We start from the raw sequence: 25,810 nt of genomic DNA, 5'->3' as shown, positions 1-25,810 counted from the left end.
GAAGGCTATGCCCATTCAGGTTTTGCTCAATATATTCATCGCATATTTATGGATGTTTCTCCAGGATGAGACGAGTGTTCTCAACTTCATCAGCGGCTATTTTGTCGGCTTGATTATTTTATTCTTCATGCGACGGTTTTTTAAGAAGCCGTATTATTTATTTACGTTAGCGGCTGTCGGCAAGCTGTTCGTGATTTTCATCCACGAATTGTTTACTTCCTCCATCATGGTCATGAAGCATGTGCTTCAGCCCAAGCTGGATGTAAAGCCGGGGATTTTTAAGGTGGAGACCGATTTGGAAGGGGACTTGGAGATCACGCTGCTATCCTTATTGATCTGCCTAACGCCGGGCTCGGTCGTGATAGAAGTATCCACCGATTCGAAGATGCTGTATATTCATGGCCTGAATATGCCTGACTCTAAGGAATCTGTCATCAAGTCCAAATCGATTTTCGAAAAAGCAATAAAGGATGTGACAAGAAAATGATATTCGAGACAATCTTGGTTATTGCTTTATGCTTGCTGGTACTGGCGATCATGGCTAATCTGTACCGGATCGTGAAAGGGCCGTCCAGTGCGGATCGCGTGCAGGCGCTGGATTCGGTCGGCATCAATATCATTGCCAGTATCGCGGTATTCTCCGTCCTTTTTCACACGCATGCTTTCTTTGACCTGATTCTGCTCATCGGAATTTTATCCTTTATAGGGACGACCGCCTTTGCCAAATTCCTGGAGAGGGGTGTTGTCATTGAGCGGAAGCGGTGAAGTCATTGGAGCTGTCCTGATCCTGATCGGGGCGATCTTCAGTCTGATCAGCGCGATCGGGAATGTCCGGTTGCCGGATGTATATACAAGATCTCATGCTGCATCTAAAAGTTCTACGCTCGGCGTGCTGTGCGCGCTGCTTGGAACCTTGCTGTACTTTTTAATCTCCGACGGTTATTTCAGCATCCGCCTCATTCTGGGAATCTTCTTTGTATTCCTGACGGCTCCGGTGGCTGCGCATATGATCTGTCGGTCGGCCTACCGGCACCACGTGCCGATGACCGAGAGTACGGTTCAAGACGAGTTGAAGGACTATTATATGGAGAATGAGAATATGGAGTTAGATTCGGAAGATCTGACGGACGAAGTGGAGCAAGGAAGTAAACCACTACCCACAAACTGAAGCACCGGCATGAGGGCATCGGGTTCATCAGCCATAATGATGAATTCGATGCCCTTTTATTTCATTATGACTCGCTGATTAATCGATAATAATATCATGATAATTAACAATTATTTATTGATTATCGATAAATAATGTGTATAATCAAAATATCGATAAATCAAGCGAGGTGCTTTTTTGTGAAGCGAGAAACACTCTTTTTGAAGGCCGTTGTTGTTCTGATCGGGCTGCCGGTGCTTGCCTTGTGCATCTTTGGATTGCCGCAGATCGTTACGGAAGCGGCAGACTATTTTTCTCCCTATTGGGTGTATCCGGTGTTTATCGTGATTTACGTCTCGGTAATCCCGTTCTTCTTTGCCTTGGTTCAGGCATTTAAGCTGTTAAGCTATATTGACAGGAATCAGGCTTTCTCCGAACTGGCCGTCGGAACCTTAAAGAAAATTAAATACTGCGCCTTCGCCATCAGTATCCTGTTTGCGGCAAGCGAGCCTTTCCTCTATTTGATGGCCGAGAAGGACGACGCTCCGGGGATCATTGTTATCGGCTTGGTCATTATTTTCGCTTCCTTCGTGATTGCGGTCTTTGCGGCGGTACTCCAGAAGCTGCTCAAGAATGCGATCGATATCAAATCGGAAAATGACTTAACGGTCTGAGGTGAATATAATGGCGATTATAATCAATGTTGACGTGATGCTGGCTAAGAGGAAAATGAGCGTAACAGAGCTTTCGGAGAAAGTCGGAATTACAATGGCGAACCTTTCTATTTTGAAGAACGGCAAGGCAAAGGCAATTCGCTTTTCTACTTTGGAAGCAATTTGTCAGGCTTTGGAGTGTCAGCCTGGAGATATTTTGGAATACCAGAGCGAGGAATAGATCAAATCCCTATGCTACAAGAGGATGGTACGAGAGGATGTAAGTTGAAGTGAGGATGTTGACCGGGGAACGAAAGATATATCTCCTTTTGACGGATACGGGAACGGTGTTAAACCGGATGATTAAGTCTTATACCGGACAGCGCTATAATCATGCCTCTATCGCTTTTGATGCAGCTTTAACCGAGGTATATAGTTTTGGGAGAAAGACCGAGAGAAATCCTTTTATAGGAGGATTCGTGCGGGAGGATCTTCGCTCCGTTCTGTTTATGCAAGCGGATTGTGCTGTCTATTCTTTAACCGTAACCAAGGAAGAATATCAAATCATGCGTCGGTATGTTCAAGAGATCTACGTACAGAGGGAACGCTACCGTTATAATTTCATAGGATTATTTGGCGTGATGGTTCAGAAACCGGTCGTGCGAAAGCATGCTTTCTTCTGTTCACAGTTTGTGGCTTCTGTTCTGAAGAGAGGGAGGCTCCTTTATTTTGACAAAGATCCCTCCTTGCTTGAACCAAGCGAGCTGCCGTATGCCGGAAATTTTCAACTGGTCTTTGAAGGCAGGGTGAAAGACTATCAGGCAAGTCTCAACAGCGATCGTGTGCATGAATCTCCGGGGAGAAGGAAGCATTTCTTCGCGAGGCATTCGGGCGGCGAAATCACCTTTGACGTAAACAATCGGGAAGTCTTGCACCGGTAACTCCTTGATCTGTCAGCCACCGCTGATGGGTCAAGGAGTTTTGTTGATGACTATCAATATTTATTTAAAATTTGATATAATAGTTTTCCAATCAAGGAACCTGACCTGATGATTGTTTTAACCTGAATCAGGGTACGGTATGGAAAGATGAGTACATTCATATTCGGAAGGGGAGTGGACAAGTGTCCAACTTCGGGCCAAGTCTTCTAAGCAGGGCGTTTCAGTTTTTTCAGGAAATCAGTGACGTGCGATGTTAAGGGCCGTATTGCTTGATGATGAGAGACCCTCATTAAATATACTGAACAAACTGGTCAGGGAAAGAAGCGATGTACAAGTGGTCGGTGCCTACACGGATCCTTCCGAGATGCTTAGGGATGCAAAGGAGCTTGGACCGGATATCGTGTTTCTGGATATCGAGATGCCGGGGATGAACGGATTGGAGATAGCGTCGCGCATATTGGAGCTGCTGGAAGACGTGGAGATCGTATTTATTACGGCTTATCATCAGTATGCTTTGGAGGCGTTTCGCGTCCATGCGTTGGACTATTTGCTTAAGCCGGTGGAGCCGGAGTTGCTGTATCGGACCATAGATAGAGTAGTAAAAAGAAAGAAGGGTAACGTCGCTGCAGTGTCAGAATCAGGACAAGCTCCTTCCCGCATCGTATGCCTCGGAGGCTTCGAGGTGTACCCGGCAGAGCAAACGGAACCCATCCGCTTCCCTACCGCCAAGGCGGAAGAGCTATTTGCCTATTTACTGGTCCATCGAAACACGAATATTTCAAAGTGGACTCTTTGCGACAGTCTGTGGCCGGGAATTATATCTTCGGAGAAGCTGAATCAAAATCTGCATATGGCCGTGTACCGGATGAAGAAGACGTTGAGGGATGGCGGGATTGGCGTGCGTATCTCTTCCCAGCGCGGGTTCTACCGGATGGAATGTGATGCTCCGTGCGATTACGTGATGTTTGAGCAAGCCGCTGTCGATATAAATGAGTTGAATCCTCGCCAGGTTGAGGTGGCAACAAAGGCCATTCAACTGTATAGGGGGCCGCTTTTCGGAAGCCGCGATTACCCGTGGTGCGAGGCGGAGCGGGAGAGGATGTCCCGATACTTTGCGGGTCTTGCAAAAAAAGTCGCCAGATGGCATTTTGATCAGGGCCATTATCATGAGACGATTGAACTTCTGCTGTCGGTGCTCTACGATGTACCCTTTGATGAGGAAGCCCATGAGATTCTCCTGAGAACCTATATAGGGTTGCAGGATCGAACAGCCTTTTTATCACATTACGAGAGAATGAAGGCGGAATTCATAGAAGAGTTGGGTGTGGAGCCTCCGGCAACGTTAAAGCAGCTATATATGAATATGCGTCTATATTAAGGATTTCGACCTCCGAATGGGGGACGGAGTCCTTTTTTTGCATTCCTATGTGGGTATTCCGCAGCATAGTGTTCGTTGATTCAAAATAGTTCATCTCGGAAATTGTCGAATGTTAGCGAATTGTGAGAATTAGTGATTAATATCATAGAGAATATGAAGGAGGAGAGCAATGTAGGATGGATGAAACTAGAAAAAAATTGAGGAAATGGTCGATTATTATGGCTGTAGTGCTTGTTACGAGTACGATGCTGGCTTGCTTTGCATGGTTGCAGAGTGGAGTCAAAGCGGCTGGCGGAGGTACAGGCACGGCAGATGATCCGTATATTATTACGACGGCAAGCGAGTTAGCGAGTATGCTAAATAATCTAAATGCTTACTATAAACTCGGCAAAGATATCGATCTGAGCGGATTTTCGAATTTTGAACCGATCGGTTTCGATGGCAACCCGTTTACGGGCGGGTTCGATGGGGCTGGCTATACGATCACCGGGTTGAAAGTTAATTTGCCTGGCGAACAATATGTAGGCTTCTTCGGTTATGTCGGCTACGGAAGCAAAATTAAGAATGTAAAATTGCAGAATGTACAAGTAAAAGGATCGAGTATGGTTGGCGGTCTCGCCGGGCAGAGCGACGGGGACATCAGCAATAGTTATGTTGTTGGTACAGTTACAGGAGTACAGGATGTCGGCGGCCTGATCGGAAAAATGGACGGGGGCACCGTGAATACCAGCTACGCAAGCGGTAGTGTAACGGGGACAGGTAATGTCGGCGGATTGGCGGGATCGACCAATTACGGCAATATCCAAAATAGCTACGCCGATAACACTGTGTCAGGCACCAGTAATGTCGGCGGTCTCGTCGGATTGAACGGGGGCCCGATCAAAAATAGCCTGGCTGTCGGCAGGGTGACCGGAGCTAGCGATGTTGGCGGTTTGGTCGGAAAGAGTACTTACTCGGGCGTTCAAAACAGCATCTATGACAAGGAAACGACCGGACAAAGCGACGATAATAACAAAGGAATGCCGTTTACTACGGCTCAGATGAAGGACCCCTCCTTTGTTAAGATCTTCTATTGGGATTTCGACACGATCTGGTCCATCGCGGTTAACGAATATCCTAAGCTGCGCGTTTTTCAAACGAGTTATACGTTGACCTACGACGGCAACGGCAACACGACAGGCACGTCACCAGCCAGTGTCAGTAATCCCGAGAGAGTTGCCGTACCGGTTCCGGGCAATCCCGGTAATCTGACGCGCGACGGGTATATGTTTGTCGGATGGAATACGAAACCGGACGGAAGCGGTACGAAGTATGACGAAGGGGACAACCTTGTAATGGGTGCCTCCAACTTTACGTTATATGCGCAGTGGACGGCAGCCATGGCGGGTTCAGGTACGGTAGATGATCCGTACATCGTAACGACGGCAACGCAGTTCGATGCAATTCGTGTGAATACGAGAGCTTTTTATAAACTTGCAAACGACATCGATTTGGGGTCCTATACGGATCACTGGAAACCGATCGGGGTACCGGGGATGTACAAAGATTTTGCCGGGGGCCTTGATGGTAATGGACATGTAATCAGCGGGGTAAAAGTAAACGTTAGTACTAATTTTGCCGGTTTGTTCGGCATTCTCGGCCAAGGCGGCCAGATCAGTAACGTCCGTGTGGAGGATGTACAAGTCCAGGGGACCCAATACGTGGGCGGTCTGGTCGGATCAAGTAACGGTATTATTACAAACAGCAGCGTAGAGGGCACCGTATCGGGAACCGGCAATTACGTCGGCGGATTAGTCGGGATGAACAGCCGGGCTTCCGTTAGAACAAGTTACGCCAGTGGGTCCGTGAGCGGAGCCTCCTATGTCGGCGGTCTGGTAGGAAGCAGCGAGGGATATTGGCCTGATTATCCTGAAATCAGCAACAGCTACGCGATGGTCACCGTTACGGGGACAGGGGATTACGTCGGCGGTATGGCAGGAAGAAGCATGGGGAATGTCACCAACACCTATGCAGTCGGCCAAGTGACTGGAAACGGCTCGCATGTCGACGGCCTGCTGGGAACCAATCAATATTCGCTTGCTCAAAGCGTGTATAACGTAGAAGTCGCCGGACCCGGTCCATTCGCGCAAGTAGGACAGCCGACGACGACGGCCATGATGAAGGTGAAATCTACCTACTACGGCTGGGATTTCAGTAACATTTGGTCGATCGACGAAGGATATACCTACCCGATGCTGCGTGCGTTCCAAGCGCCATCTAGCGTTATTTATAACGGCAACGGCAGCCTGGAAGGCACGGTACCTACGGACAGCAACCGCTATCCGGAAGGCAGTCCGGTTACCGTGTTGGACAACTCCGGAAACCTGAAGCGCAACGGTTATGTGTTCACGGGCTGGAACACGAAAGAGGACGGCAGCGGACAAGCGTATGCGGGAGGAGACCAATTCAACATGGGACCGGCCAACGTTACGTTATATGCACAGTGGAGCGAGCTTACTTATACCGTTGCCTCCCTGGGAGATCAAAATTTTACGGAACTGAAGGCAGGTTATGCGCCTGGAAGTCAAGAGACGAAGTCCGTAACCGTTACCCGGACAGGGACTGGGGACTTGGCCAATCTAAGTGTGAGCCTTAACGGTGTGGATGCGGATAAATTCGTGGTTACCGTACCGGTTTCTACTACTTTGAATGATGGAACTCCCGCTACAACGTTTACCGTGAAGGCGAAAGACAATTTGATTCCGGGAATCTATAGTGCGACGGTTAAGGTCTCGGCGGATCGGATGACGGATGTTACCTTTACGGTGAATCAGGCCGTCAAGGCAAAGGCGATATTGAAAGGCGACGCCAATGGCGACGGATTGGTTACTCCAGCCGACGCCCTAATGATTACACAATATTTGAAGGGCAAGATTACTTTGACGGACGATCAATTTAAAGCTCTGGATATGGATGATAATCAAGTTCTGGATAATACGGATGTTCAAATGATTATGGCGATTTACTTGGGAGGGGCAGGAAAATGATACATCGCATCCATGGCAAGGCTAATTATTTCAGACAAACATTCCTGGTGTTTACGGTATTGTGCTTGCTTTTGGTTCCCTTCCGTTCTGTTGTTCTGGCTCTTCCGGCCTCTCCGGTATCGGTTGAGGTGGGCGCCGTCTCGGGAGCTCCGGGAGATACCGTGGATGTTCCGGTTACTATCGATCCGGGGGATGAAGAAGTTTTGGGATATGATCTGGATCTGAATTACGATAGGAATGTCCTTGAACTCGTATCTCAGAATGCGGTGACATATGAAGTGGACTCTCTTTCCTCACAAATGGACAACAATATGGATGGAACGTTCAAGGTATTCGCACAGTACTTTGGTGAGAGTATGTCTTTCCTTGAAGGAAAGCAAAAGGTCTTTGTTATTCATTTTAAAATAAAGGAAAATGCACCGCTTGGTGAATCAACTATCGGTATACCTTCCGGAACTTATACGGATAATGATGCATTTTGGAGCAATATCACACAATTGAATTCCGGTACGGTAACGGTGGGTTCAACGCCTACAGTTAAAGTTGGCATCGGAACCGCATCCGGGGTCCCGGGAGAAACGGTGAATGTGCCGGTATCTATTCTGGAATCAACGGGTTCAACCGGAGCTTATGGAATGCAGCTGGACTATGATCCGGACGCGCTTGAAGTGGAGAATGTCACGGGAGAGACCGGTGATCATTTCATGTTCGGACAAGATGGTGAGGAAGGCTGGGTGAAGGTGGCATGGGTGGATGCCGAAGGCGGAGATCATGCGCTTGAAGCAGGTGATCCCCTGTTTCATGTAACCTTCAAGATTAAAGAGAATGCTCAGGTAGGCGATACAGCGATTACCGTGGGTAATCAGAGCGACCCGGATCACTTAACCTTTACGGATATCCACTCAGGAGAAATGGAAAAAACCGTGGTTGACGGCAAGGTAACGGTAAATGCACCGACGAACGCGGAGGCTCCCGTAATTTCGGGTCAGCCGCAGGACCAAACTGTGAGCATAAACGGCATAGCTGACCTTAGCGTGTCGGCAACGGCCAGCGGCGCGTTGAGCTACCAATGGTACAGCAATACGACGAACAGTACGGTAGAAGGTACGATGCTGACAGGCGCGACGAACGCTACGTTCACCGCACCTACGGGTACGACGGGTACGACGTACTACTATGTGGAAGTGACCAATACCGATCCAAGCATGACCGGCCAGACGTCGGCCACTGTGACAAGCGCGGCAGCAAAAGTGAGTGTTAATGCGCTGACAAATGCAGAGGCTCCTGTGATTTCGGCTCAGCCACAAGACCGGACCGTGAGCATAAACGGCATAGCTGACCTGAGCGTAACGGCATCCGCCAGTGGTGCATTGAGCTATCAATGGTACAGCAATACGACGAACAGTACGGTAGAAGGTACGCCGCTTACAGGCGCGACGAACTCTACGTTCACCACACCTACGGGTACGGTGGGCACGACATATTACTATGTGGAAGTAACCAATACCGATGCAAGTATGACCGGCCAAAAGTCGGCAACCGTAACGAGCTCGGTTGCAAAAGTGAGTGTTAATGCGCTGACAAATGCGGAGGCTCCTGTGATTTCGGCTCAGCCGGAAGACCGTACGGTGAGCGTAGGCGGCATAGCTGACCTGAGCGTAACGGCATCCGCCAGTGGTGCATTGAGCTATCAATGGTACAGCAATACGACGAACAGTACGGTAGAAGGTACGCCGCTTACAGGCGCGACGAACTCTACGTTCACCACACCTACGGGTACGGTGGGCACGACATATTACTATGTGGAAGTAACCAATACCGATGCAAGTATGACCGGCCAAAAGTCGGCAACCGTGACGAGCTCGGTTGCAAAAGTGAGTGTTAATGCGCTGACAAATGCGGAGGCTCCTGTGATTTCGGCTCAGCCGGAAGACCGTACGGTGAGCGTAGGCGGCACAGTCGACCTGGGCGTAACGGCATCCGCCAGCGGTACGTTGAGCTACCAGTGGTACAGCAATACGACGAACAGCACGACGGATGGAACTCCGCTGGCAAGCGCAACGAGCGCAACGTACTCCGCACCGACGGATATTGCCGGAACTACGTACTATTATGTCGTAGTGACCAATACTGACTTGAATATGACTGGCCAGAAGATGGCTGAGGTAACAAGCTCTATAGCACAAGTGACTGTCAATACACTCACGAATGCGGAAGTCCCAGCCATCTCGGCCCAGCCGGTAGACCGGACGGTGAATGTGGGCGGCACAGCCGACCTTAGTGTAACGGCAACGACCACGGGCAACGGCATACTGAGCTATCAATGGTATAGCAATACGAGTAACAGTACGACAGACGGTACGCTGCTGACAGGCGAGACGAATGCCATGCTCTCAGCACCGACAGGAACAGCGGGAACAACATACTACTATGTTGTAGTGACCAACACCGATTTGAGCATGACCGGTGAGAAGACGTCTTCGGCAACGAGCTCCGTTGTCAAAGTGACCGTAACACAACCGGATCTTGAAACGCCTGGAACTGGAGGGCCTGGGGAAACAGGAGGAACAGGAGGAACAACTGCACCATCCGTACCGACCGTACCTTCCGTGCCAACCCCATCCAAACCATCAACCCCGAATACAAACGTAGAAGTTTGGGTTAACGGCAAGGTTGAGAGCGCGGGTACAGCCCAGACAACTCAAATCGGCGATAAGAAAATGGTTGCGGTGACTGTAGATCCGAACAAACTGGAAGAAAAACTGTCCAAGGAAGGAAAGGGAGCGACTGTAACCATCCCGATCCTTGGAGAATCCAATATTGCGGTTGGCGGGTTAAATGGCCAAATCGTTAAAAACATGGAGAATCAGCAAGCCACTCTCGTCATCCGGACGAATGACGCTTCCTACACTCTGCCTGCTTCCCAGATCAATATCGACGCTATTTCTGCACAGATCGGCAGCGAAGTTTCCTTGCAGGATATTAAAGTACAGGTGAAGATTGCTGAACCTGCAGCAGAGATGGTTAAGCTGGCGGAGTCGGCATCCGAGAAAGGAACCTTTGAACTGGTTGTTTCTCCAGTCGAATTTTCCATCACCGGCACATATGGCGGTAAGACCATTGACGTAGCCAAATTCAATGCCTATGTGGAACGGACGATCGCCCTTCCTGAAGGGGTCGACCCTTCAAAGGTGACCACAGCTGTAGTTGTTGAACCGGATGGCACAGTGCGTCATGTACCTACGCAAGTCACTGTAGACGGCGGGAAATATTACGCTAAGATCAACAGTTTGACGAACAGTACGTACTCTGTCATCTGGCATCCGATTACTTTCCAGGACGTTGAGCATCACTGGGCCAAAGAGGCCGTCAACGATATGGGATCCCGCATGGTCATTAGCGGAGTGGGTAATGGGCAGTTTAACCCCGACAAAGAGATTACCCGTGCAGAGTTTGCAGCAATTATGGTTCGCGGACTCGGACTAAAAGCGGAAAACAATGCAGTTTCCTTCTCCGACGTAAAATCGGCGGATTGGTATAGCAGTTTTGTAGGCACCGCCCAATCGTATAACCTGATTAACGGTTTCGAGGACGGAACCTTCCGTCCGACGGAAAAAATCACTCGGGAACAAGCGATGGTGATTTTGGCCAAAGCAATCAAGCTGACAGGGTTGAACAACAGCCTTCAAAGTTCCGATAATGAGGAATTGCTGGGCTCCTTTAAGGATTCAAGCGTCATTTCTTCTTGGGCTGCAGCAAGTATTGCCGACTGTTTGCAGGCGGACATTGTCTCGGGACGCAGCGATCTGCGCCTCGATCCTAAAGCGCCTGTATCCAGAGCGGAGGTCGCAGTCATGGTACAACGGCTGTTAGAGAAATCCGGTCTTATCTAAAAGATTCGAAAAAGAAAAATAAGCTGCCCAGGCAGCAAAAAAAAAGCATCGGCCAAAGGCCGGTGCTTTTTTATTTGAGTGTTTTGCAACATTCGTTTTCAATAATTTTTATCACTTTGTTATTTCAGTACATTGACAATTATGATAACAAATAATAAAGTGTGGATACTAAAATGAATAATTTTAGTAAAACGCCTCGCTTTTTGTAACCGTTTTATTTGTATGGATAGGAAAATTTGTTATGAAGGGGGTGGTTTCCGACGACGAAACTTGTTACACGCCGTTAATCCTCAAAAGCATTAATTCTTCGTCCTACAACATTCCCATTCTCAGCATGAATGAACTCCAGCTTGAACCTTCCGTCTGCAACTGTGATTTCAGCAGAAGTATTGCAGCTTTTCCATCACGTTTACAATGACCTAATGCAACCTACACTCCACCATCGTCAATTGCCTTTTAAAAAAAAGATAGCGCTTTCTTTTGAGGATCTTATGCAAGGGGGAAATTAGCGAGGCTTCGATTTGAATTTTAAATATCCGAATAGGAGGTCTATTCATGAAAAAGATTTTAGCCTGCATGCTCATCTTTGGAATGATATTTAGCGTGATGCCGTCCATGAGCGTTAAGGCTGCAACCAATGTGGCTCTGAATAAAACCGCAACGGCAAGCTCGGTAGAGGACAACGATAAAACCCCGGACAGGGCGTTTGACGGAAATACTTCAACCAGATGGTCGTCCAATTATTCCGATCCGCAATGGATCAGCGTTGATCTCGGTGCAGTTACGGAGATTAACGGTGTTTTGCTGAACTGGGAGACGGCCTATGGCAAATCGTATCAGATTCAAACGTCCATGGATAATAATCAATGGGACACGGTGTATGCTACAACCTTGGGAGACGGCGGCATCGACTCCATTTCTTTTGATGCAAAATCCGCTCGATATGTAAGAATGTACGGGACAGAAAGAGGAACGCAATGGGGATATTCCCTTTGGGATTTCCAAGTGCTTGCGGGAGGCGGGGAGCCGGAAATACCGCAGAATGATATTGTATCCGGTACGATATATAAACTTACAGCCCAGCATAGCGGAAAAAATTTGGAGGTAGCCGAGGGTGCTGCGGCAGAGGGGGCCAATGTGCATCAATGGACCGATAACAACCTGCCCCGGCAACAGTGGAAAGTCATCGATGTCGGAAATGGATACTACCAGTTGATCTCTCAAGCCAGCGGCAAGGTGTTGGAAGTAGCGGGATCGCAGAGCAATGACGGAGCAAATGTTCAACAATGGAGCGCCAGCGGCCAGTCGAATCAGAAGTGGAAAATTACGGACGTGGGCGGCGGATATTATAAGCTGATCGTTCAGTCCAGCGGCAAGGCTTTGGATGTAGTCGGTGGCTATACGCAAGATGGGGCAAATGTCCAGCAATGGACCGACAACGGGAATCCCCAGCAGAAGTGGAAGTTTACGCCGGTTACGACAACGACGCCGGATACGACGGCACCTACCGTGCCTGCTAATCTTTTGAGCACCGCAAAAACCGATACGACTGTGAGCCTGTCATGGACAGCTTCTACCGACGATGTAGGTGTGGCTGGTTATGATATCTATCAAGGAACGACATTGGCAGGCTCGAGTACGACTACAAGTTTTACAGTAACAGGACTGACGGCGAACACGGCATATAGCTTTACGGTAAAAGCCAGGGATGCCGCCGGAAATGCATCATCCGCAAGCAACCCGCTAACGATTACAACGAACCCTGCCTCGTCAAACAACACAGGATTTTATATTGAAGGCACGACGCTTTATGACGCTAACGGGAATCCTTTTGTGATGAGAGGCGTGAATCATGCGCATACCTGGTACAAGGATCAGCTCTCCGTAGCTATTCCCGCTATTGCTGCAACCGGAGCCAACACGGTAAGAATCGTTCTTTCGGACGGACAGCAGTGGACCAAGGACAGTCTTTCCGCGATCCAGAGCATCATTACTTTATGCGAACAAAACAAGTTAGTCGCGGTGCTTGAAGTCCATGACGGAACGGGCTCGGACAGCCAGGCGGTACTGGACAACATCGCGAATTATTGGATTGAAATGAAAAGCGCATTGATCGGAAAAGAAAAGACGGTCATCCTGAATATAGCGAATGAATGGTATGGAACCTGGGATGGAGCAGGATGGGCCCAAGGCTACACATCCGTAATCCCGAAGCTTCGCAATGCCGGCATTAAGAACACTATTATGGTAGACAGTGCAGGGTGGGGGCAATATCCGCAATCGGTATTCGATTACGGGACTCAGGTATTTAACTCGGATCCGCTCAAAAACACCATGTTCTCAATCCATATGTACGAATATGCAGGAGGTAACGCAACCACCGTTAAGAACAATATCGATAATGTCTTGAACAAGAACCTCGCGCTCGTCATCGGTGAATTCGGAATCAAGCATACGAACGGTGACGTGGATGAAGCGACGATTATGAGCTACAGCGAGGAGAAGAATGTCGGTTATCTCGGATGGTCATGGAAAGGAAATGGCTCAGGGCTGGAGTATCTCGACATGTCGAATGATTGGGCGGGTACCAGCTACACCGAGCAAGGCAATGCCATCATCAACGGCCCTCATGGCATAAAGGCCACGTCGGAGATCAGCTCGGTTTTTGGCGGCGGAACCTCCGACAACCAGGCACCGTCACAGCCTAAGAACTTGTCGGGCTCATCGCCAACCTATTCTACCGTAGCGCTCACCTGGACGGCATCGACAGATAATGTAGGAGTCACCGGCTATAACGTGTACAAGGATGGAGCATTAGTGGACATCACCACTTCGACTACCTATACGGTTACAGGGCTAAAAGCCAATACAAACTATGCCTTCACCGTAAAAGCGGTCGATGCCGCAGGCAATTTATCCGAGGCGAGCAACCAGGCAAGTGTAACGACGATTAACAGCAACGACCAAACTGCTCCCACTGCGCCGTCTGGCTTATCCGTAGTTCCCGGCATCACAACCGCCCGCCTGTCGTGGACGGCATCGACGGATGACATTGGCGTAGCAGGTTATTATGTATACAACAATGGAACCTCTCTCGTCGGTACGACTGCCGCAACTAGTTATACAGCTTCCGGGTTGGAAGGGAACACAGCTTATACGTTCACGGTAAAAGCTTTTGACGACGCAGGGAATGTATCTTCAGCGAGTAATGCGGTTACGGTGACCACCGGCGATCCGGGACAGCTTCAGCCTATGGATCCGGGAATCATCGACGACTACTCGGAGTGGTTTGTAGGAATCAACGGGGATGATGAGCCGACAACTCCTACCGTAGCACAGCTCGCTCCACTTGAGAACGGCGGGTTAAGCATGAGCTTCAACCTTCAGGCCGAGAACTACCCGAGCATTCAACTGGATCCAAGCCCGGCGGCGAATTGGAGTTCGTATACCAATATGAACCTCATCCTGACCAATCCCAACCCGGTTGAAATTCAGCTTCAGCCGATCGTAAAAGATGGGGCCTGGAAGTGGGTGGAACTTGGACAGTATATTAAAATTCCTGCAAAAACGACCTTGATGGCCACGGTTCCTTTAACGGCGCTGACGAATAAGGAGGTGAACCGGATTATTTTTAGAGTTCAAGGAGGAGGCGGCAATCTGGTAGGGGGTCTTCAACTGCATTCCGTAAGCTTTGATTTGCCGGCCGGTGCCTATGCGGCTGAGATTGCGGAAATGAACCGCCCCAAGACGGCAAGCTACTATCCTTGGAACTTTGTGGATTCGGCTTTTACGGGGAGCATTTCAAGCGGGTTAAATGGTGAAACCATCTATGTAAATTACGCTGCTACCTTAAGCGACAGCATATCAGCCGGAGTCGCTACCGAAACCAGGCCCGGCCTTGGAAAAGGAGATGACTGGTCCAGCTATGGAAGCGTGTCCTGTACCCTGACGAACACAGGAACCAAGCCGATCCATGTTTCGTTGGTATTGCGGACCGGCACTGATTGGATCTGGGAAGAGACGGGGGGCCAAACCGCAACCGATCCTTCCGTCGAACGGGTCATCGGGGCCGGGGAATCCATCGACGTGGAATATGCATTCAATGCCCCCATCTGGAAATCAAAAACCACGAACTGGGTAAATAATGCGCCGCTCTCGGACCCAACCGACATCCGGGCCATCGAATTCAAGGTATATGCCGGAACCGGGGAGAGCGTGACCGCGGGTACACTGAACATTACGAACTTCCAGGTGAATTTCTAAAGTAAAAGTATCAACCGCGTCTGCCGTACCGGAGAATGGGGCAGAGCAGGAAGAACCCTTGGCCTATGAGGCCAGGGGTTCTTGTATTAGCGACATTTTAAAGGTGGGTTCTGTCATCAAATTGTTCTACATCTGTTAAGGGCTTTATTAATGTCTGCTACTTGGAATTATTGAGGTACGTCAACACAAGGAGAGCATTTATTTTGAAAAAAAAATTGAATTAAATAGGATATTAAGCATAGTCATACATGAGAAATTGGGCGTATATTTACAAGTAACAATGACTCACCAAATTATATAAATTACTTTACCGGCTCTCCAATTCGGATATCTTATCAAGTTGTTCATTTATCCAGTTGATTGCTATTTCACCCTTGTCTTCTATTACAACACCACGCTGACTTTTGTACTGAAAGTTTTCTCTTGCCCAAACTAATATTATCTTTACAAACTCCACCGTTTCAATTTTGCATACACTGTCCTCCTCATCCTCTTCTGCAAAAATATCTTCAATAATTGTAAAATGCTTGTCAGAATTTATTAAATTTACATTTCCTCCACCTTCATAGGAAGTTATCTTTCCTTTTAGCAATTCGAGTAGTTTACTCACTTCTTCTTTAATAACAGCGAAGTCCCCAAATATATCTGAGCCCAAAGAATTATTGATCAGATAACCATTCTTCAATGACTTGTCTACACTAAAATCCAAAATGACTTCATTATACTCCTCATTATATTCAGGTATATAAAAGTACTTAATCATGTTTTTAACTCCATTCTCCTTAGTACAACGGGTATGCAGAGGTGATTTTTCCATTTTTAATAACAAATTCAATTTTCATTCCTGTACTTGCAGTTCCTCTATATCTATTATTCTTGTGAACCATCTTGTTGTTGAAGGCGATATTTATTTCGTCAATAACTTGTTGAGGTGTCCAATCCTTTGGAAAAAAAGTAGACTTTGCACTTTTCGGTATTCCGTCCACCTCTATATTTGCCCTATATACCCCATACTCATTAGGAGGGTCGATAGTTCCAATAACTTTTCCCTTACTGCTTGGCATACCTTCATAATGAAATCCAACTGCTTGTCCCTTAATAATTTCACCCTCGAAAATATGATCTACTGCATTACTAGTTGTTCCTTTTTTAAAGTCATCTGTATTTTTAAAATTTTCGAGTTTCCAACTATTATTCCCCGCCCCCGCCGCCTTCCCAGACAAATCCCCAGGCTTCTTCGGGCTCCCCCCGGAGCTATCTCCGTCTCCATCCATAAATACTTGCCGATACTGGAGTTGGTTTACTGAAGGACTAGAAGTCTGCTGCTTAGAGCTATTGTTGGGAATACCGTCAACAGAAGGTCCCGTGGTGGCAAGATTCGTTCTCGAACCCCAGTTCCAGAGATCTTTACGCATGTCTTGAAAAAACTTACGTAGATCCGCCGCAGGCAGAGCTGGCAGCTTCACCTTTAATTTGTTGCTAGGCAGCGTTTCAGACGCTATGTCAGGTGTCTTCACTTTTGGCATTCCTGGGCTTCTTCGCGGAACTACGCTTGGTGCGCCGGCGCCATAACCGCCCGCCAGGTCTGATTGGGCCTGTTCATAGGTAGGAGTGAGGATATACAGACTGTTTACTGCAACCTCTTCGGTCCCAGCATCCCGGAGCGCTTGGGCGATTTCCATCTTTCGTTCATTCGAGAGCTGCTGGCCGAGCCAATAATCGAGATTGCCGATTTGTTCAGCTCCGTGCTCGATTCTAAGGGCTAGGGTCAAAGAGACATAATAGAGCTGGAAGTCCGCCGTGCTGCTTTCCTGTCGCTTCTGGTTATAATATTCTACGGCCTTTTCCAGGATCCTGTCCGCATCTTTTCTTTCCGCTTCCATTCTTTTGATAGCGGACTCGGCGTATCCATAGGTAAGATGGACCCATGTGCGGTATGGATTGTTCAAAAGCCCGGCGGCAATCATTAATCGCAGTTCAGGTTCTTCCGGCATGGGTGAAGCATCGTGCTTCAGCGGATTATATTGGCATGCCGTTAGCGGTGAGCCCGAATAATGGCCACTCAGATTGACGTTAGCTCCAAACCATTTTTCGGAGACGCCCAGTTGCTTTAGTTTCTCTCTTTGCTCCCTAACGTACAGTCTTGCTGATTCCATATAGGGTCCATTGCCGTAGGTTTTGTAAATGGCATATGCCCGTTGGCTGCGTGCGATGTTCTCAAAGGCTTCGGCAATCTGTATCAGTTCCAGCCAAGCGCGTTCCTTTTCGGTCCAATCTCCTGACTCCATCTGCCGTAGAAGGTGAGATATCCGCTCGTCTTCTTTTACATGCTCTAGTCTTTGCAAGAGAGGTGCTCCTGTTACTAACATCAGGGGCTGTTGAACAAACCGCTTGAATGTATCCTTCCAGTTAAGCGTCTCTGTCCCGGCGTTTCCCATTGATGGCCTACTCCGGATAACATTGCTTTTGCCTGATTTCAACAACCCAGTCTCCCAGCCGGTTATCGTGAATTTGACTGTTCTCTTTAACATCAAGGTCGTTTTTTTCTCTATTTCGGCATATTGGGCAGATACCTTACGAAGTGACTTCTCTTTCTGATCTAGTTGGTTGCTTATACTCCTGGATAGATTAAATACCTCTTCGAGGAGACGTTCTGTTTCATCTATAGTTGTTTGAACGCTTCTCGATTCAGAGTAGTCGCGCCTCAGATTCTCTGTCATTACTTTTAATTCCCGTACTAGTCCCGGCACCCGATCCTCTATGTTGAGATTCATCCGCTTCATTTGATCGGCCAGATTCATAATCCGGTCAAGATCTACTTTCACACTGGGTTCACCGTCCAATCCGACAAGAGTATCTATGTGGGTATTCTAGCAATATAAATAATTGGAATCAATATCATTAAGAGGTTTATTTACCCAAATTTGATTGTCTATGGAATGAGTTGTTTGTATAATAGCAAGAGTTGGATTAGGGAAATATTACCTTTAAAGGGGATGTCTATTCATGAAACTGAAAAAAGTAGGATTCATTCTTATGTCTCTTATTCTTATGTTGACCGTACTTCCAGCTCTGTCTTCGGCAGCCCAGTTGCCCTTACGCGTGGAGGTGGATGGGGAGAAGATTATTTTCCCAGATGCTCAGCCTTTTGCGGACAAGAATAGCCGGGTGCAAGTGCCCGTGCGGTTTGTGAGTGAGGCACTTGGCGCAAAAGTGGACTGGAATAGCAAGGCCCAGAAAGTAACGGTAAGCCTGGAGGGTAACCAGATTGTACTCACTTTGGGCAAAAAAAGTTACACGGTCAACGGTAAAACCAAGCAAATGGATACCGTGGCGCTCCGGAAATCGAGCAGAACATTCGTGCCGCTGCGGTTTGTGAGTGAGGCGCTAGGAGCGGAGGTCAAATGGGACTCCTTGAATTACATCGTGGAAATACATACGGGAAGCGGATCAACAGGCTCGACAACAGGTGAAGATACTGGTAATGCAGAGAAACCAACAACATGGGAGGAATTTGAAGCTAGCAGAAATGTGGAGGGAAAGAGCGAGAAACTGAAGGTAGAAGGGTTTAGTTTTAATAATATTTATAAGTCGGGTTTGGGGGTGTTTAATGATGGTTACGATCCTAAAACCAAAAAGGGAGCTGTTCTACGAATTTCTATAAGTTTTGGGTTTGTAAACGATGACCCTGATCAACAGAAAAAAGATGCTGAGGAGATCATTAGTCAGAGAATAGATCCAAAAACTGTTGATTCTATAATGGCCTATGTTAAACAAAAGGAAAAAGAGGAGGATAAACTGGAGGAAAAGACATTTCAGGATGATACCTTTAAAATAGTCGTTAAATCAAAAACATATGGTGATATTCTTATTTATGTTTGGTTTAAGTAGGTGAAATCGTGAAGAGGTATAGCCTTCTATTTCTAATAATGATAATCTTATTCGGCTTCTTACCACAAGGAAGAGTGTACTCCCAAGAGGAGAACACTTTGTTGGATTATCTTAAAACGCTTACCCCTGAGCTTGTGTTGCAACGAGCAAACGAAGATATGAAAGAACTGTACGGATTGAAAAATTATTATCCTGTCAAGACGGATAACGGCTCTTTTAATGCTGCCCTAGTACAGAAACAAATAAACGATGCTATTAAGAATCCGGAAAATTTCTCTGGGTTTGATATTGTCTATGGAACCAGTCATGGAACTCCTATCGTTCATCATGGGCAGCACATGACCAGGTATTCCGGATACAATAAGTTTGGTGATCCGGTATCCACGGATGGGTTTCCCTGGGACGCGGGTTGGAGTGGTGTACAGATTCATAACTTTCAATTAATACCTTCACCACGAGTAGATAATGTAGATGATTATAAATTCGATGATTTTCCATCGAATTTCACCGGTCAAATCACGGATAAGTTCAAAGAACTCAATCCCAAGCTTCACTTCGAACAACAGATCCTCACTGCTCTAAATAAGAAGTATGCTGGTGTTAGATATGGCGACTATCTTATGTATAACAAACAGAATTTCCATTATAAGGATAGAAAAGTTTACTATAAAAACGGTGCTCCAACTGGTGGATGGATTAAGTACGTCCACGTCATTCAGCCTCCGACTTACCTATCGCAGGGGTTCGGGAGAGTATATTTGGAATCCAACACTTACATGGATGTTCCCATAGCCTCATTCGCAACAACGAAAGGGAGCGATATTTCTGCAGAGTTTGACGATCTGCCGACGTCGGCGGCAGCCGGGGATCGGGTGGAGGTGTCGGTATTGGTGGACTCTACATTCCCGAAGGAGGTCAGTCCCGCTTATTCTTGGGTTTTGACTCGGGTAAGCGACGACAGATCGTTAACGAAAGAAACAGACCAACTGGAGTTTAGCGGAAATGCTGGGGCAGCTTCGGCATCGGGTACGATCAGCATAGACCCCGGCGGTAAACGAAGGCTGGGTGCTACGTTCACTATGCCGGAGAGCGCTGTCCGTATCCAGTTTAAAGTCAACGAGAAGGGGGACGTTCCGAAAGAAACGATTCTCAGCAACAATGTTCTGGATTCCCATCCCCGGGCGATCAAAGTGGCTGAACCGCAGTCTTATCCGTACGATATGCTAACCAAAAAAGTAAGGCTTCCTCTTCCCGAGAATACGGTAACCTTACAACTACCGGATTTGGATGATGCGGCGTGGGACGGGAATGCTACCGGATCATTAAATGTCTACAACAAAACGGAGGATTTGTTGAGAGACTTTAAGATATTGAATAATCCGCCAGTCAATGAGGACAGCGAAACGATAACCCGTTCGCCCGTGGTGACCTATACGATTTTGAGAAAGGATTTCGGTATCAACAGCAAGAATGACGATCCGGAAAACCGGAAGTACATAAATCTTGAATCCCCAGGGAATCCATTGCGGAGAACTGGACAGATCTTTTACGATGGCTCCGTAAGTAGAAAGTATACGTATACGACATATGAAAATAAATGTACCGGCGAAGGTGAGGCTCAAAAGTGTGAAAGTGTCCCGAAGAAAAGCTCAGGAACCGTAACCGAAAGTTTCAACAGCGACACCGTTACCAAGCCTTATGAGATGTACGTGTACAATGGCCGGGAGGTCGTACCCAAGTTCAAGTACAGGGATGAGATCGAGGAGAATCAGCCGGATTCTTTGACCAAAAATCTATTTTGGACCAATGAACCTTACTATTACTCTGTCATTCGTTGGATGCACCATCAAGATGAAGCTGGTGAGGAATATGGGTGGACCAAAGTTCCCGGCCAATACGAAAGAGAGTTTATTCAGCAGGCCAGTGGCTTTGTGAAATCGACGAAAACTAAGACGATGGAAGAGGAGTACAGTCAGTCCAGGAAGGCGGCAGCGAGCAGAACGAACAAGAAGTCCCTCTATGACAAAGCTGTTTTTGCCACCGACAAGGATCTTCAGAAATACGCTTATCCGATCAAATCCGGCTACTATTTTAATCCGGCAGGGAGCTATACCTTTACCCTGAATACGGTTGTTTTTAAGGATAAAAAACCGGCGGAGGGCACGATGACAGACGATCATAAGGACTTACTGGACGCCTTGATTAACTCGTTCCGTTATGAATCGGATTTAATGTATATTAACAACAAGAAACAAGCAGTCAATATTCATAACGAAGGATTGGCACCCAAAGGCGGAGGCTTTGAGAGAAAGACAGGCGTACTGTCCGTACAAGATAGTAAAGGAGTAAATGGGGAGAAGCTCATCCGCGTCCTGGACCGGAGTGAGGATAAGTCCCGCTTTGATCAGAAGGTAGAAGAAATCGAACATACCGATGTGCGCGGCGAAGACTCCCATGTATTCTGGAAGAAGGTACTTGAGGGCTACAGCGAATCCAAAACCGAAACAAGCCATAAGTCGTATAAATACAGGGAGTACGTAGAAGCCGGACAACATATTTACAAGATTACCGAGACTTCGAAAATCACGATCGTGGTCAATACGGATAACATTCCGCTTTACACGCATGCAAACATGCCGGACGGTGAGTACAACATCAAGGTCTGGTTCGAGGATGTCAAATTGAAAGATATCGATCATACTTATTCTATTTTAGGTAATTTAAAAGGGATTGAGACCATGGACTCCCTAAAAGTAACTGTAGTAGGCTCCATGTTCGATGACTTAAACAACTAGGAGAGGACCTAACACGCTGACGCCGATATCTATCGGCGTTTTTTTTGTTTCATGGCTCGGCTCATCTGTATAACAAAAAACCAGCCTCACTATTCTAGATAGCAAGGCTGGTTCGGGAACTTATATTTGATGCTCGACTTTGACCCGTTTAATAAACAACGAGATCACAAAGCCGATAATGGCCATGATAATCGCAAATATAAATGCGTTCTGAACTCCCGCCGTAAATGCGAGAAGCGGGTTTAACGGATTTGAAATATCTTTAACGGTAGTCATGAACTTTTCCGAACCGGAAGACATAATAGAAATGGCGATTGCCGTTCCGATCGCACCGGCCACTTGCTGCAATGTGTTCATAATGGCTGTTCCATCGGGGTACAGCTCACGCGGCAACTGATTCAGACCATTGGTTTGCGCCGGCATCATCACCATGGATATACCCACCATCGTAACGATGTGCAGGGCAATGATAAACGCCGAGCTCGTTTCGATCGAAATCGTCGAGAACCCGACCATAGCCCCTAGGACGATCACGGTTCCGATCAACACCAGCCATTTAGGTCCGAACTTATCGAACAATCTTCCCATGACCGGCGAAAGAACACCATTGATGACTCCGCCTGGCAAGAGAAGAAGTCCTGCGGCAAAAGTCGTCAGAGCCAGCGATGTTTGCATATAAAGCGGCAAAAGAATCATCGTGGAGAGCAAGACCATCATGCAGACCAGAATCAAAAGCAGACCGATTGTAAACATCGGATACTTCAATGCACGCAAGTTAAGCATGGGTTGCTGCATCTTGACTTGCCGGATTGAAAAGAGGACCAGCGCAACGGCACCGATGACGATAGAAGCAATAACGGTGGGGCTTCCCCAGCCGCCTCCCTCTCCGGCACTGCTGAATCCAAATACGATTCCGCCAAATCCGACCGTGGATAATGCTATGGAAAGCACATCGATTTTTGGTTTTGTTGGAGTCGTTACATTTTGCATAAAGAACCAGCCGAAAATAAGTGCCCCGACCAGCAACGGCAGCGAAATCCAGAAAATCCAGTGCCAGGTCAAATTGTTCAGAATCAGTCCTGAAATGGTCGGTCCCACGGCAGGCGCAAACATAATGACCAGACCGATGATCCCCATAATGCTTCCGCGTTTATGCGGCGGAATGATTAACAAAATCGTATTGAACATCAAAGGAAGCAATAACGCTGTACCTATAGCCTGAACAACGCGTGCGATCATTAATACCGCGAAGCCTGGAGCGACCGCTGCGATGAGCGTGCCGATGATGGAAGCCATAATCGACGTAATAAATAATTGTCTTGTCGTAAACCACTGCATAATCAGCCCTGATACCGGGACCAATATGCCGAGTGTAAGTAAGTATCCGGTGGTCAACCACTGTGCTGTCGTTTCATGAATACCGAAATTTTCGATCAAATTTGTCAATGCCATATTTAAAGCCGTTTCACTAAACAAGCCGATAAATCCCGCAACAACGAAGGAAATGATGATCGGAACGGTACGTAAATTGCCGATTGCCACTTCTCCCGTCTTCGCTTGCGTATTGCTCATATCCATTCTGGTTCCTCCCACATTCTCTCTGTTTATTTGTCTAATAAAAACTCCAGCTGCTTTGCGATCATTCGCAGCGGATCTCCACATTTATAGGTGATCGACAGAAGACAAGCCCCTTCGATCATGGCCGTAATCGTAACCCCTAATTCTTCGGCTCTTTCTTGTTTGAATCCCCACTGTTCAAGCCTATGAGCGTATAAAGACTGACAATCTTTAAACACCATTTCGCAGGCATTGCGTAGCTTCTCATGCGTCGAGGCAGTTTCGAATGCGATCAGTCCGACGGACAGCCCCTCCGCACAACTCCCCTGATTATCAAAAACGGCGGCGATATTATGGATATAATACCGGAATGCTTCGATCGCCGAATTTTTTTCCGCTAAATCCTTTTCGGCTCCTTCCATCAACATCTTTCTCATCATCGCGATGGACTCGACCGCAATTTCTTCCTTCCCGTTTGGAAAGTGATAATAGATGGAACCTTTGGGAGCACCGCTTTCTTCAATAATCTGATTAAGCCCTGTTCCGTTATAGCCTTGCCGTTGAAACAAGCGGGTTGCGCATTGCAAAATGATCTCCTTGGTATCCTGTTTCTTCTTCATACAGATGATCCCCTTAAAATTATAACGACCGGTCTAGAGTATATTATTTTAAATTTTAATGGGTGTCAATTGTGAAGTTAGGCACTTTTAAAATATGGCCCACTTGAGTTTTATGTCGCTGAAAAAGGAGAAGGGTTGCCTTAAAATGGCTGTAAATACAGCATCGTTCGTGTATGTTTCCTGTAATTTACTTATACCGAAAACCATAGAAACGGAGTTGTTGCCTTTGAGATCCAATCCTAAAATCGGTGTCATTCTGGCCCAGATCGGAACGCCGGAACGGCCGGAGGCGAAGCCGGTGCGCTCTTATTTGCGGCGGTTCTTGTCCGACCGGCGGATCGTGGATACGAATCCGTTGGTCTGGCAGCCGGTACTTCGGGGGATCATCCTCCGGACGCGGCCCCGGAAGTCGGCCCAATTATACAGGCAAATCTGGAGCGAGGAGGGCTCTCCGCTCTTGGTATACAGCCAGCGCCAGCAATCCGGGTTGCAGGGGAGGTTGGGGCCGAGATTCCAAGTAGAACTGGGACTTGCGTACAGTGAAAATAGCATCATGCGGGCCATGCGGGAGTTTGAACAAGCGGGAATCGGCCGTGTTCTCATCGTTCCGTTATTCCCTCAGTACTCTTCCACGACAACGGCTTCCGTATATGATCAAGCTTGTTTTGCGGCGCTGGGCCGCAACAGCTCTAGGGGCCCGGCGCTCAAGCGGTATGTTCCGGCGATGCGGTTCGTTGAGCCTTATTATTGCGATCAGGGGTACATTTCCGTAATGAAGGCGCATTTGCTCCGCTGCATGAAACAGCTGGACAGGGAGCCGGATCAGATCGTGTTGTCTTTTCACGGCATTCCCAAGCGATATGCGGATACCGGGGACCCTTATCCGGAACAGTGCAAAGAAACGGGGCGGCTGCTCGCCGAGGCGATGGGCTGGCGTCAAGACAGCTGGCAGATTGCATTCCAGTCTCGTTTTGGACCGGAGGAATGGATTGGGCCTTCCACGGAACAGGTGATCGGGAGCCTGCCGGAACGAGGGATCGCAAATCCCCTGGTGTTTGCCCCCGGCTTCGTGACCGACTGTCTGGAGACACTGTATGAGCTGGATATTGAAGGACGGGGCCACTTTGGTGCCTCCGGCGGAAAAGCCGATCAATATCAATATGCACCATGCTTGAATGACCAGCCGGAGTGGCTGGATTTCCTAGCGGGGTTGGTTGAGCGGAATGTCGGAGGCTGGTCATAATCTGTTTGCGGATCGACTGCCATGAAGTTTATGTGTGATAAATCTCACCGAAAAAATAATTAAAATTTGAATAATAGAGATAAGATAGGCTTCGGATAAAAGAACCGAAAATAGAGTAGAAGAGAGGAGACGGAAAGAAGCATAATGGGTGTTCGTGAATGGGTGGATCAGGATTACGTCATCGAGCATTTGAGACAGAAGTTTAATTGTTCGGTGTTATGGTGCGAAGGCCGCGCCTGCCTGGAATATAAGAGCAAGGAAGAACTGAACCAAATGGCCGGTTATGTAAAAGACAATTTCTCCATGGAGCTTCTGGACGTATTCTTTACGGCAGTAGAGAGCCTTGATGAGGAAGTTAAATCCTGAGCCTTTGGAAAAAGGTAAGAACCCGCTCAAATGAGCG

General features: G+C 47.7%; 18 protein-coding genes. 14 read left to right on the top strand and 4 right to left on the bottom strand.

What is annotated here, in order from left to right; genetic code table 11:
- Positions 1-7 precede the first annotated feature (7 nt).
- The 10 genes from KB559_RS13425 to KB559_RS13380 all read left to right on the top strand — a co-directional run bounded on the left by KB559_RS13425 (position 8) and on the right by KB559_RS13380 (position 15,301).
- Positions 8-487 (top strand): Na+/H+ antiporter subunit E, encoded by a 480-nt coding sequence (locus tag KB559_RS13425; RefSeq protein ID WP_211022437.1) that lies wholly within the window; start codon positions 8-10, stop codon positions 485-487.
- Positions 484-765, top strand: a complete 282-nt coding sequence (locus tag KB559_RS13420) for a Na(+)/H(+) antiporter subunit F1 (RefSeq protein WP_211022436.1) — start codon at positions 484-486, stop codon at positions 763-765. The genes KB559_RS13425 and KB559_RS13420 overlap by 4 nt, the downstream gene beginning before the upstream one ends.
- Positions 749-1,168 (top strand): Na+/H+ antiporter subunit G, encoded by a 420-nt coding sequence (locus KB559_RS13415; RefSeq protein WP_211022435.1) that lies wholly within the window; start codon positions 749-751, stop codon positions 1,166-1,168. Before KB559_RS13420 ends, KB559_RS13415 begins: the two co-directional genes overlap by 17 nt.
- A gap of 134 nt (positions 1,169-1,302) precedes the next feature.
- Entirely contained in the window at positions 1,303-1,821 is a 519-nt protein-coding gene (locus tag KB559_RS13410) for a DUF2975 domain-containing protein (RefSeq protein ID WP_211022434.1), read from the top strand.
- A 10-nt stretch (positions 1,822-1,831) separates the two neighbouring features.
- Entirely contained in the window at positions 1,832-2,041 is a 210-nt protein-coding gene (locus tag KB559_RS13405) for a helix-turn-helix domain-containing protein (protein ID WP_211022546.1), read from the top strand.
- Positions 2,042-2,129: 88 nt separating this feature from the next.
- On the top strand, positions 2,130-2,741 hold the full coding sequence (locus KB559_RS13400) for a hypothetical protein (RefSeq protein WP_211022433.1): 612 nt from the start codon (positions 2,130-2,132) through the stop codon (positions 2,739-2,741).
- A 250-nt stretch (positions 2,742-2,991) separates the two neighbouring features.
- Complete coding sequence (locus tag KB559_RS13395) at positions 2,992-4,119, top strand: response regulator (RefSeq protein WP_211022432.1); 1,128 nt, start codon at positions 2,992-2,994, stop codon at positions 4,117-4,119.
- A 176-nt stretch (positions 4,120-4,295) separates the two neighbouring features.
- A complete protein-coding gene (locus tag KB559_RS13390; protein WP_211022431.1) occupies positions 4,296-7,145 on the top strand; it encodes a GLUG motif-containing protein in 2,850 nt (949 codons plus the stop codon).
- Complete coding sequence (locus KB559_RS13385; RefSeq protein WP_211022430.1) at positions 7,142-11,038, top strand: S-layer homology domain-containing protein; 3,897 nt, start codon at positions 7,142-7,144, stop codon at positions 11,036-11,038. The genes KB559_RS13390 and KB559_RS13385 overlap by 4 nt, the downstream gene beginning before the upstream one ends.
- A 555-nt stretch (positions 11,039-11,593) precedes the next feature.
- Positions 11,594-15,301 carry a cellulase family glycosylhydrolase gene (locus KB559_RS13380; protein WP_211022429.1) on the top strand — a complete coding sequence of 1,236 codons (3,708 nt, stop codon included), beginning with the start codon at positions 11,594-11,596 and terminating at the stop codon, positions 15,299-15,301.
- A 307-nt stretch (positions 15,302-15,608) separates the two neighbouring features.
- Here KB559_RS13380 and KB559_RS13375 read toward each other — a convergent pair whose 3' ends face one another.
- Both KB559_RS13375 and KB559_RS13370 read right to left on the bottom strand, forming a co-directional pair.
- Positions 15,609-16,118, bottom strand: coding sequence for a hypothetical protein (locus KB559_RS13375; RefSeq protein ID WP_247681792.1), 510 nt, complete (start codon positions 16,116-16,118; stop codon positions 15,609-15,611).
- Positions 16,084-18,102, bottom strand: coding sequence for an EndoU domain-containing protein (locus tag KB559_RS13370; RefSeq protein ID WP_247681791.1), 2,019 nt, complete (start codon positions 18,100-18,102; stop codon positions 16,084-16,086). Before KB559_RS13370 ends, KB559_RS13375 begins: the two co-directional genes overlap by 35 nt.
- Before the next feature lie 205 nt (positions 18,103-18,307).
- Between KB559_RS13370 and KB559_RS13365 the strand changes: the two genes are divergently transcribed.
- A complete protein-coding gene (locus KB559_RS13365; protein WP_211022428.1) occupies positions 18,308-19,192 on the top strand; it encodes a copper amine oxidase N-terminal domain-containing protein in 885 nt (294 codons plus the stop codon).
- A 101-nt stretch (positions 19,193-19,293) separates the two neighbouring features.
- On the top strand, positions 19,294-21,987 hold the full coding sequence (locus KB559_RS13360; protein ID WP_211022427.1) for a hypothetical protein: 2,694 nt from the start codon (positions 19,294-19,296) through the stop codon (positions 21,985-21,987).
- Between the two features lie 120 nt (positions 21,988-22,107).
- Here the strand turns inward: KB559_RS13360 and KB559_RS13355 are convergent, their stop codons facing one another.
- Both KB559_RS13355 and KB559_RS13350 read right to left on the bottom strand, forming a co-directional pair.
- On the bottom strand, positions 22,108-23,559 hold the full coding sequence (locus KB559_RS13355; protein ID WP_211022543.1) for a DHA2 family efflux MFS transporter permease subunit: 1,452 nt from the start codon (positions 23,557-23,559) through the stop codon (positions 22,108-22,110).
- 32 nt (positions 23,560-23,591) lie between these two features.
- Complete coding sequence (locus KB559_RS13350) at positions 23,592-24,164, bottom strand: TetR/AcrR family transcriptional regulator (RefSeq protein ID WP_211022426.1); 573 nt, start codon at positions 24,162-24,164, stop codon at positions 23,592-23,594.
- Between the two features lie 226 nt (positions 24,165-24,390).
- Here KB559_RS13350 and hemH point away from each other — a divergent pair, with 226 nt between their 5' ends.
- Entirely contained in the window at positions 24,391-25,407 is a 1,017-nt protein-coding gene (gene hemH, locus KB559_RS13345; protein WP_211022425.1) for a ferrochelatase, read from the top strand.
- A 144-nt stretch (positions 25,408-25,551) separates the two neighbouring features.
- Positions 25,552-25,773 (top strand): hypothetical protein, encoded by a 222-nt coding sequence (locus KB559_RS13340; RefSeq protein WP_211022424.1) that lies wholly within the window; start codon positions 25,552-25,554, stop codon positions 25,771-25,773.
- Positions 25,774-25,810 lie beyond the last annotated feature (37 nt).

The organism is Paenibacillus sp. Marseille-P2973 (assembly GCF_018101095.1).
Classification (GTDB): Bacteria; Bacillota; Bacilli; order Paenibacillales; family Paenibacillaceae; genus Fontibacillus; species Fontibacillus vini.
This window is presented reverse-complemented; position numbering and strand designations above follow the sequence as displayed.

What these genes read in the sequence shown, in the direction of transcription:
- KB559_RS13425 (WP_211022437.1), top strand. Translation starts at nt 8, where the DNA reads ATGCCCATTCAGGTTTTGCTCAATATATTCATCGCATATTTATGGATG.
- KB559_RS13420 (WP_211022436.1), top strand. Translation starts at nt 484, where the DNA reads ATGATATTCGAGACAATCTTGGTTATTGCTTTATGCTTGCTGGTACTG.
- KB559_RS13410 (WP_211022434.1), top strand. Translation starts at nt 1,303, where the DNA reads ATGTGTATAATCAAAATATCGATAAATCAAGCGAGGTGCTTTTTTGTG.
- KB559_RS13405 (WP_211022546.1), top strand. Translation starts at nt 1,832, where the DNA reads ATGGCGATTATAATCAATGTTGACGTGATGCTGGCTAAGAGGAAAATG.
- KB559_RS13395 (WP_211022432.1), top strand. Translation starts at nt 2,992, where the DNA reads ATGTTAAGGGCCGTATTGCTTGATGATGAGAGACCCTCATTAAATATA.
- KB559_RS13390 (WP_211022431.1), top strand. Translation starts at nt 4,296, where the DNA reads ATGGATGAAACTAGAAAAAAATTGAGGAAATGGTCGATTATTATGGCT.
- KB559_RS13385 (WP_211022430.1), top strand. Translation starts at nt 7,142, where the DNA reads ATGATACATCGCATCCATGGCAAGGCTAATTATTTCAGACAAACATTC.
- KB559_RS13380 (WP_211022429.1), top strand. Translation starts at nt 11,594, where the DNA reads ATGAAAAAGATTTTAGCCTGCATGCTCATCTTTGGAATGATATTTAGC.
- KB559_RS13375 (WP_247681792.1), bottom strand. Translation starts at nt 16,118, where the DNA reads ATGGAAAAATCACCTCTGCATACCCGTTGTACTAAGGAGAATGGAGTT.
- KB559_RS13370 (WP_247681791.1), bottom strand. Translation starts at nt 18,102, where the DNA reads ATGAATCTGGCCGATCAAATGAAGCGGATGAATCTCAACATAGAGGAT.
- KB559_RS13365 (WP_211022428.1), top strand. Translation starts at nt 18,308, where the DNA reads ATGAAACTGAAAAAAGTAGGATTCATTCTTATGTCTCTTATTCTTATG.
- KB559_RS13355 (WP_211022543.1), bottom strand. Translation starts at nt 23,559, where the DNA reads ATGAGCAATACGCAAGCGAAGACGGGAGAAGTGGCAATCGGCAATTTA.
- KB559_RS13350 (WP_211022426.1), bottom strand. Translation starts at nt 24,164, where the DNA reads ATGAAGAAGAAACAGGATACCAAGGAGATCATTTTGCAATGCGCAACC.
- KB559_RS13340 (WP_211022424.1), top strand. Translation starts at nt 25,552, where the DNA reads ATGGGTGTTCGTGAATGGGTGGATCAGGATTACGTCATCGAGCATTTG.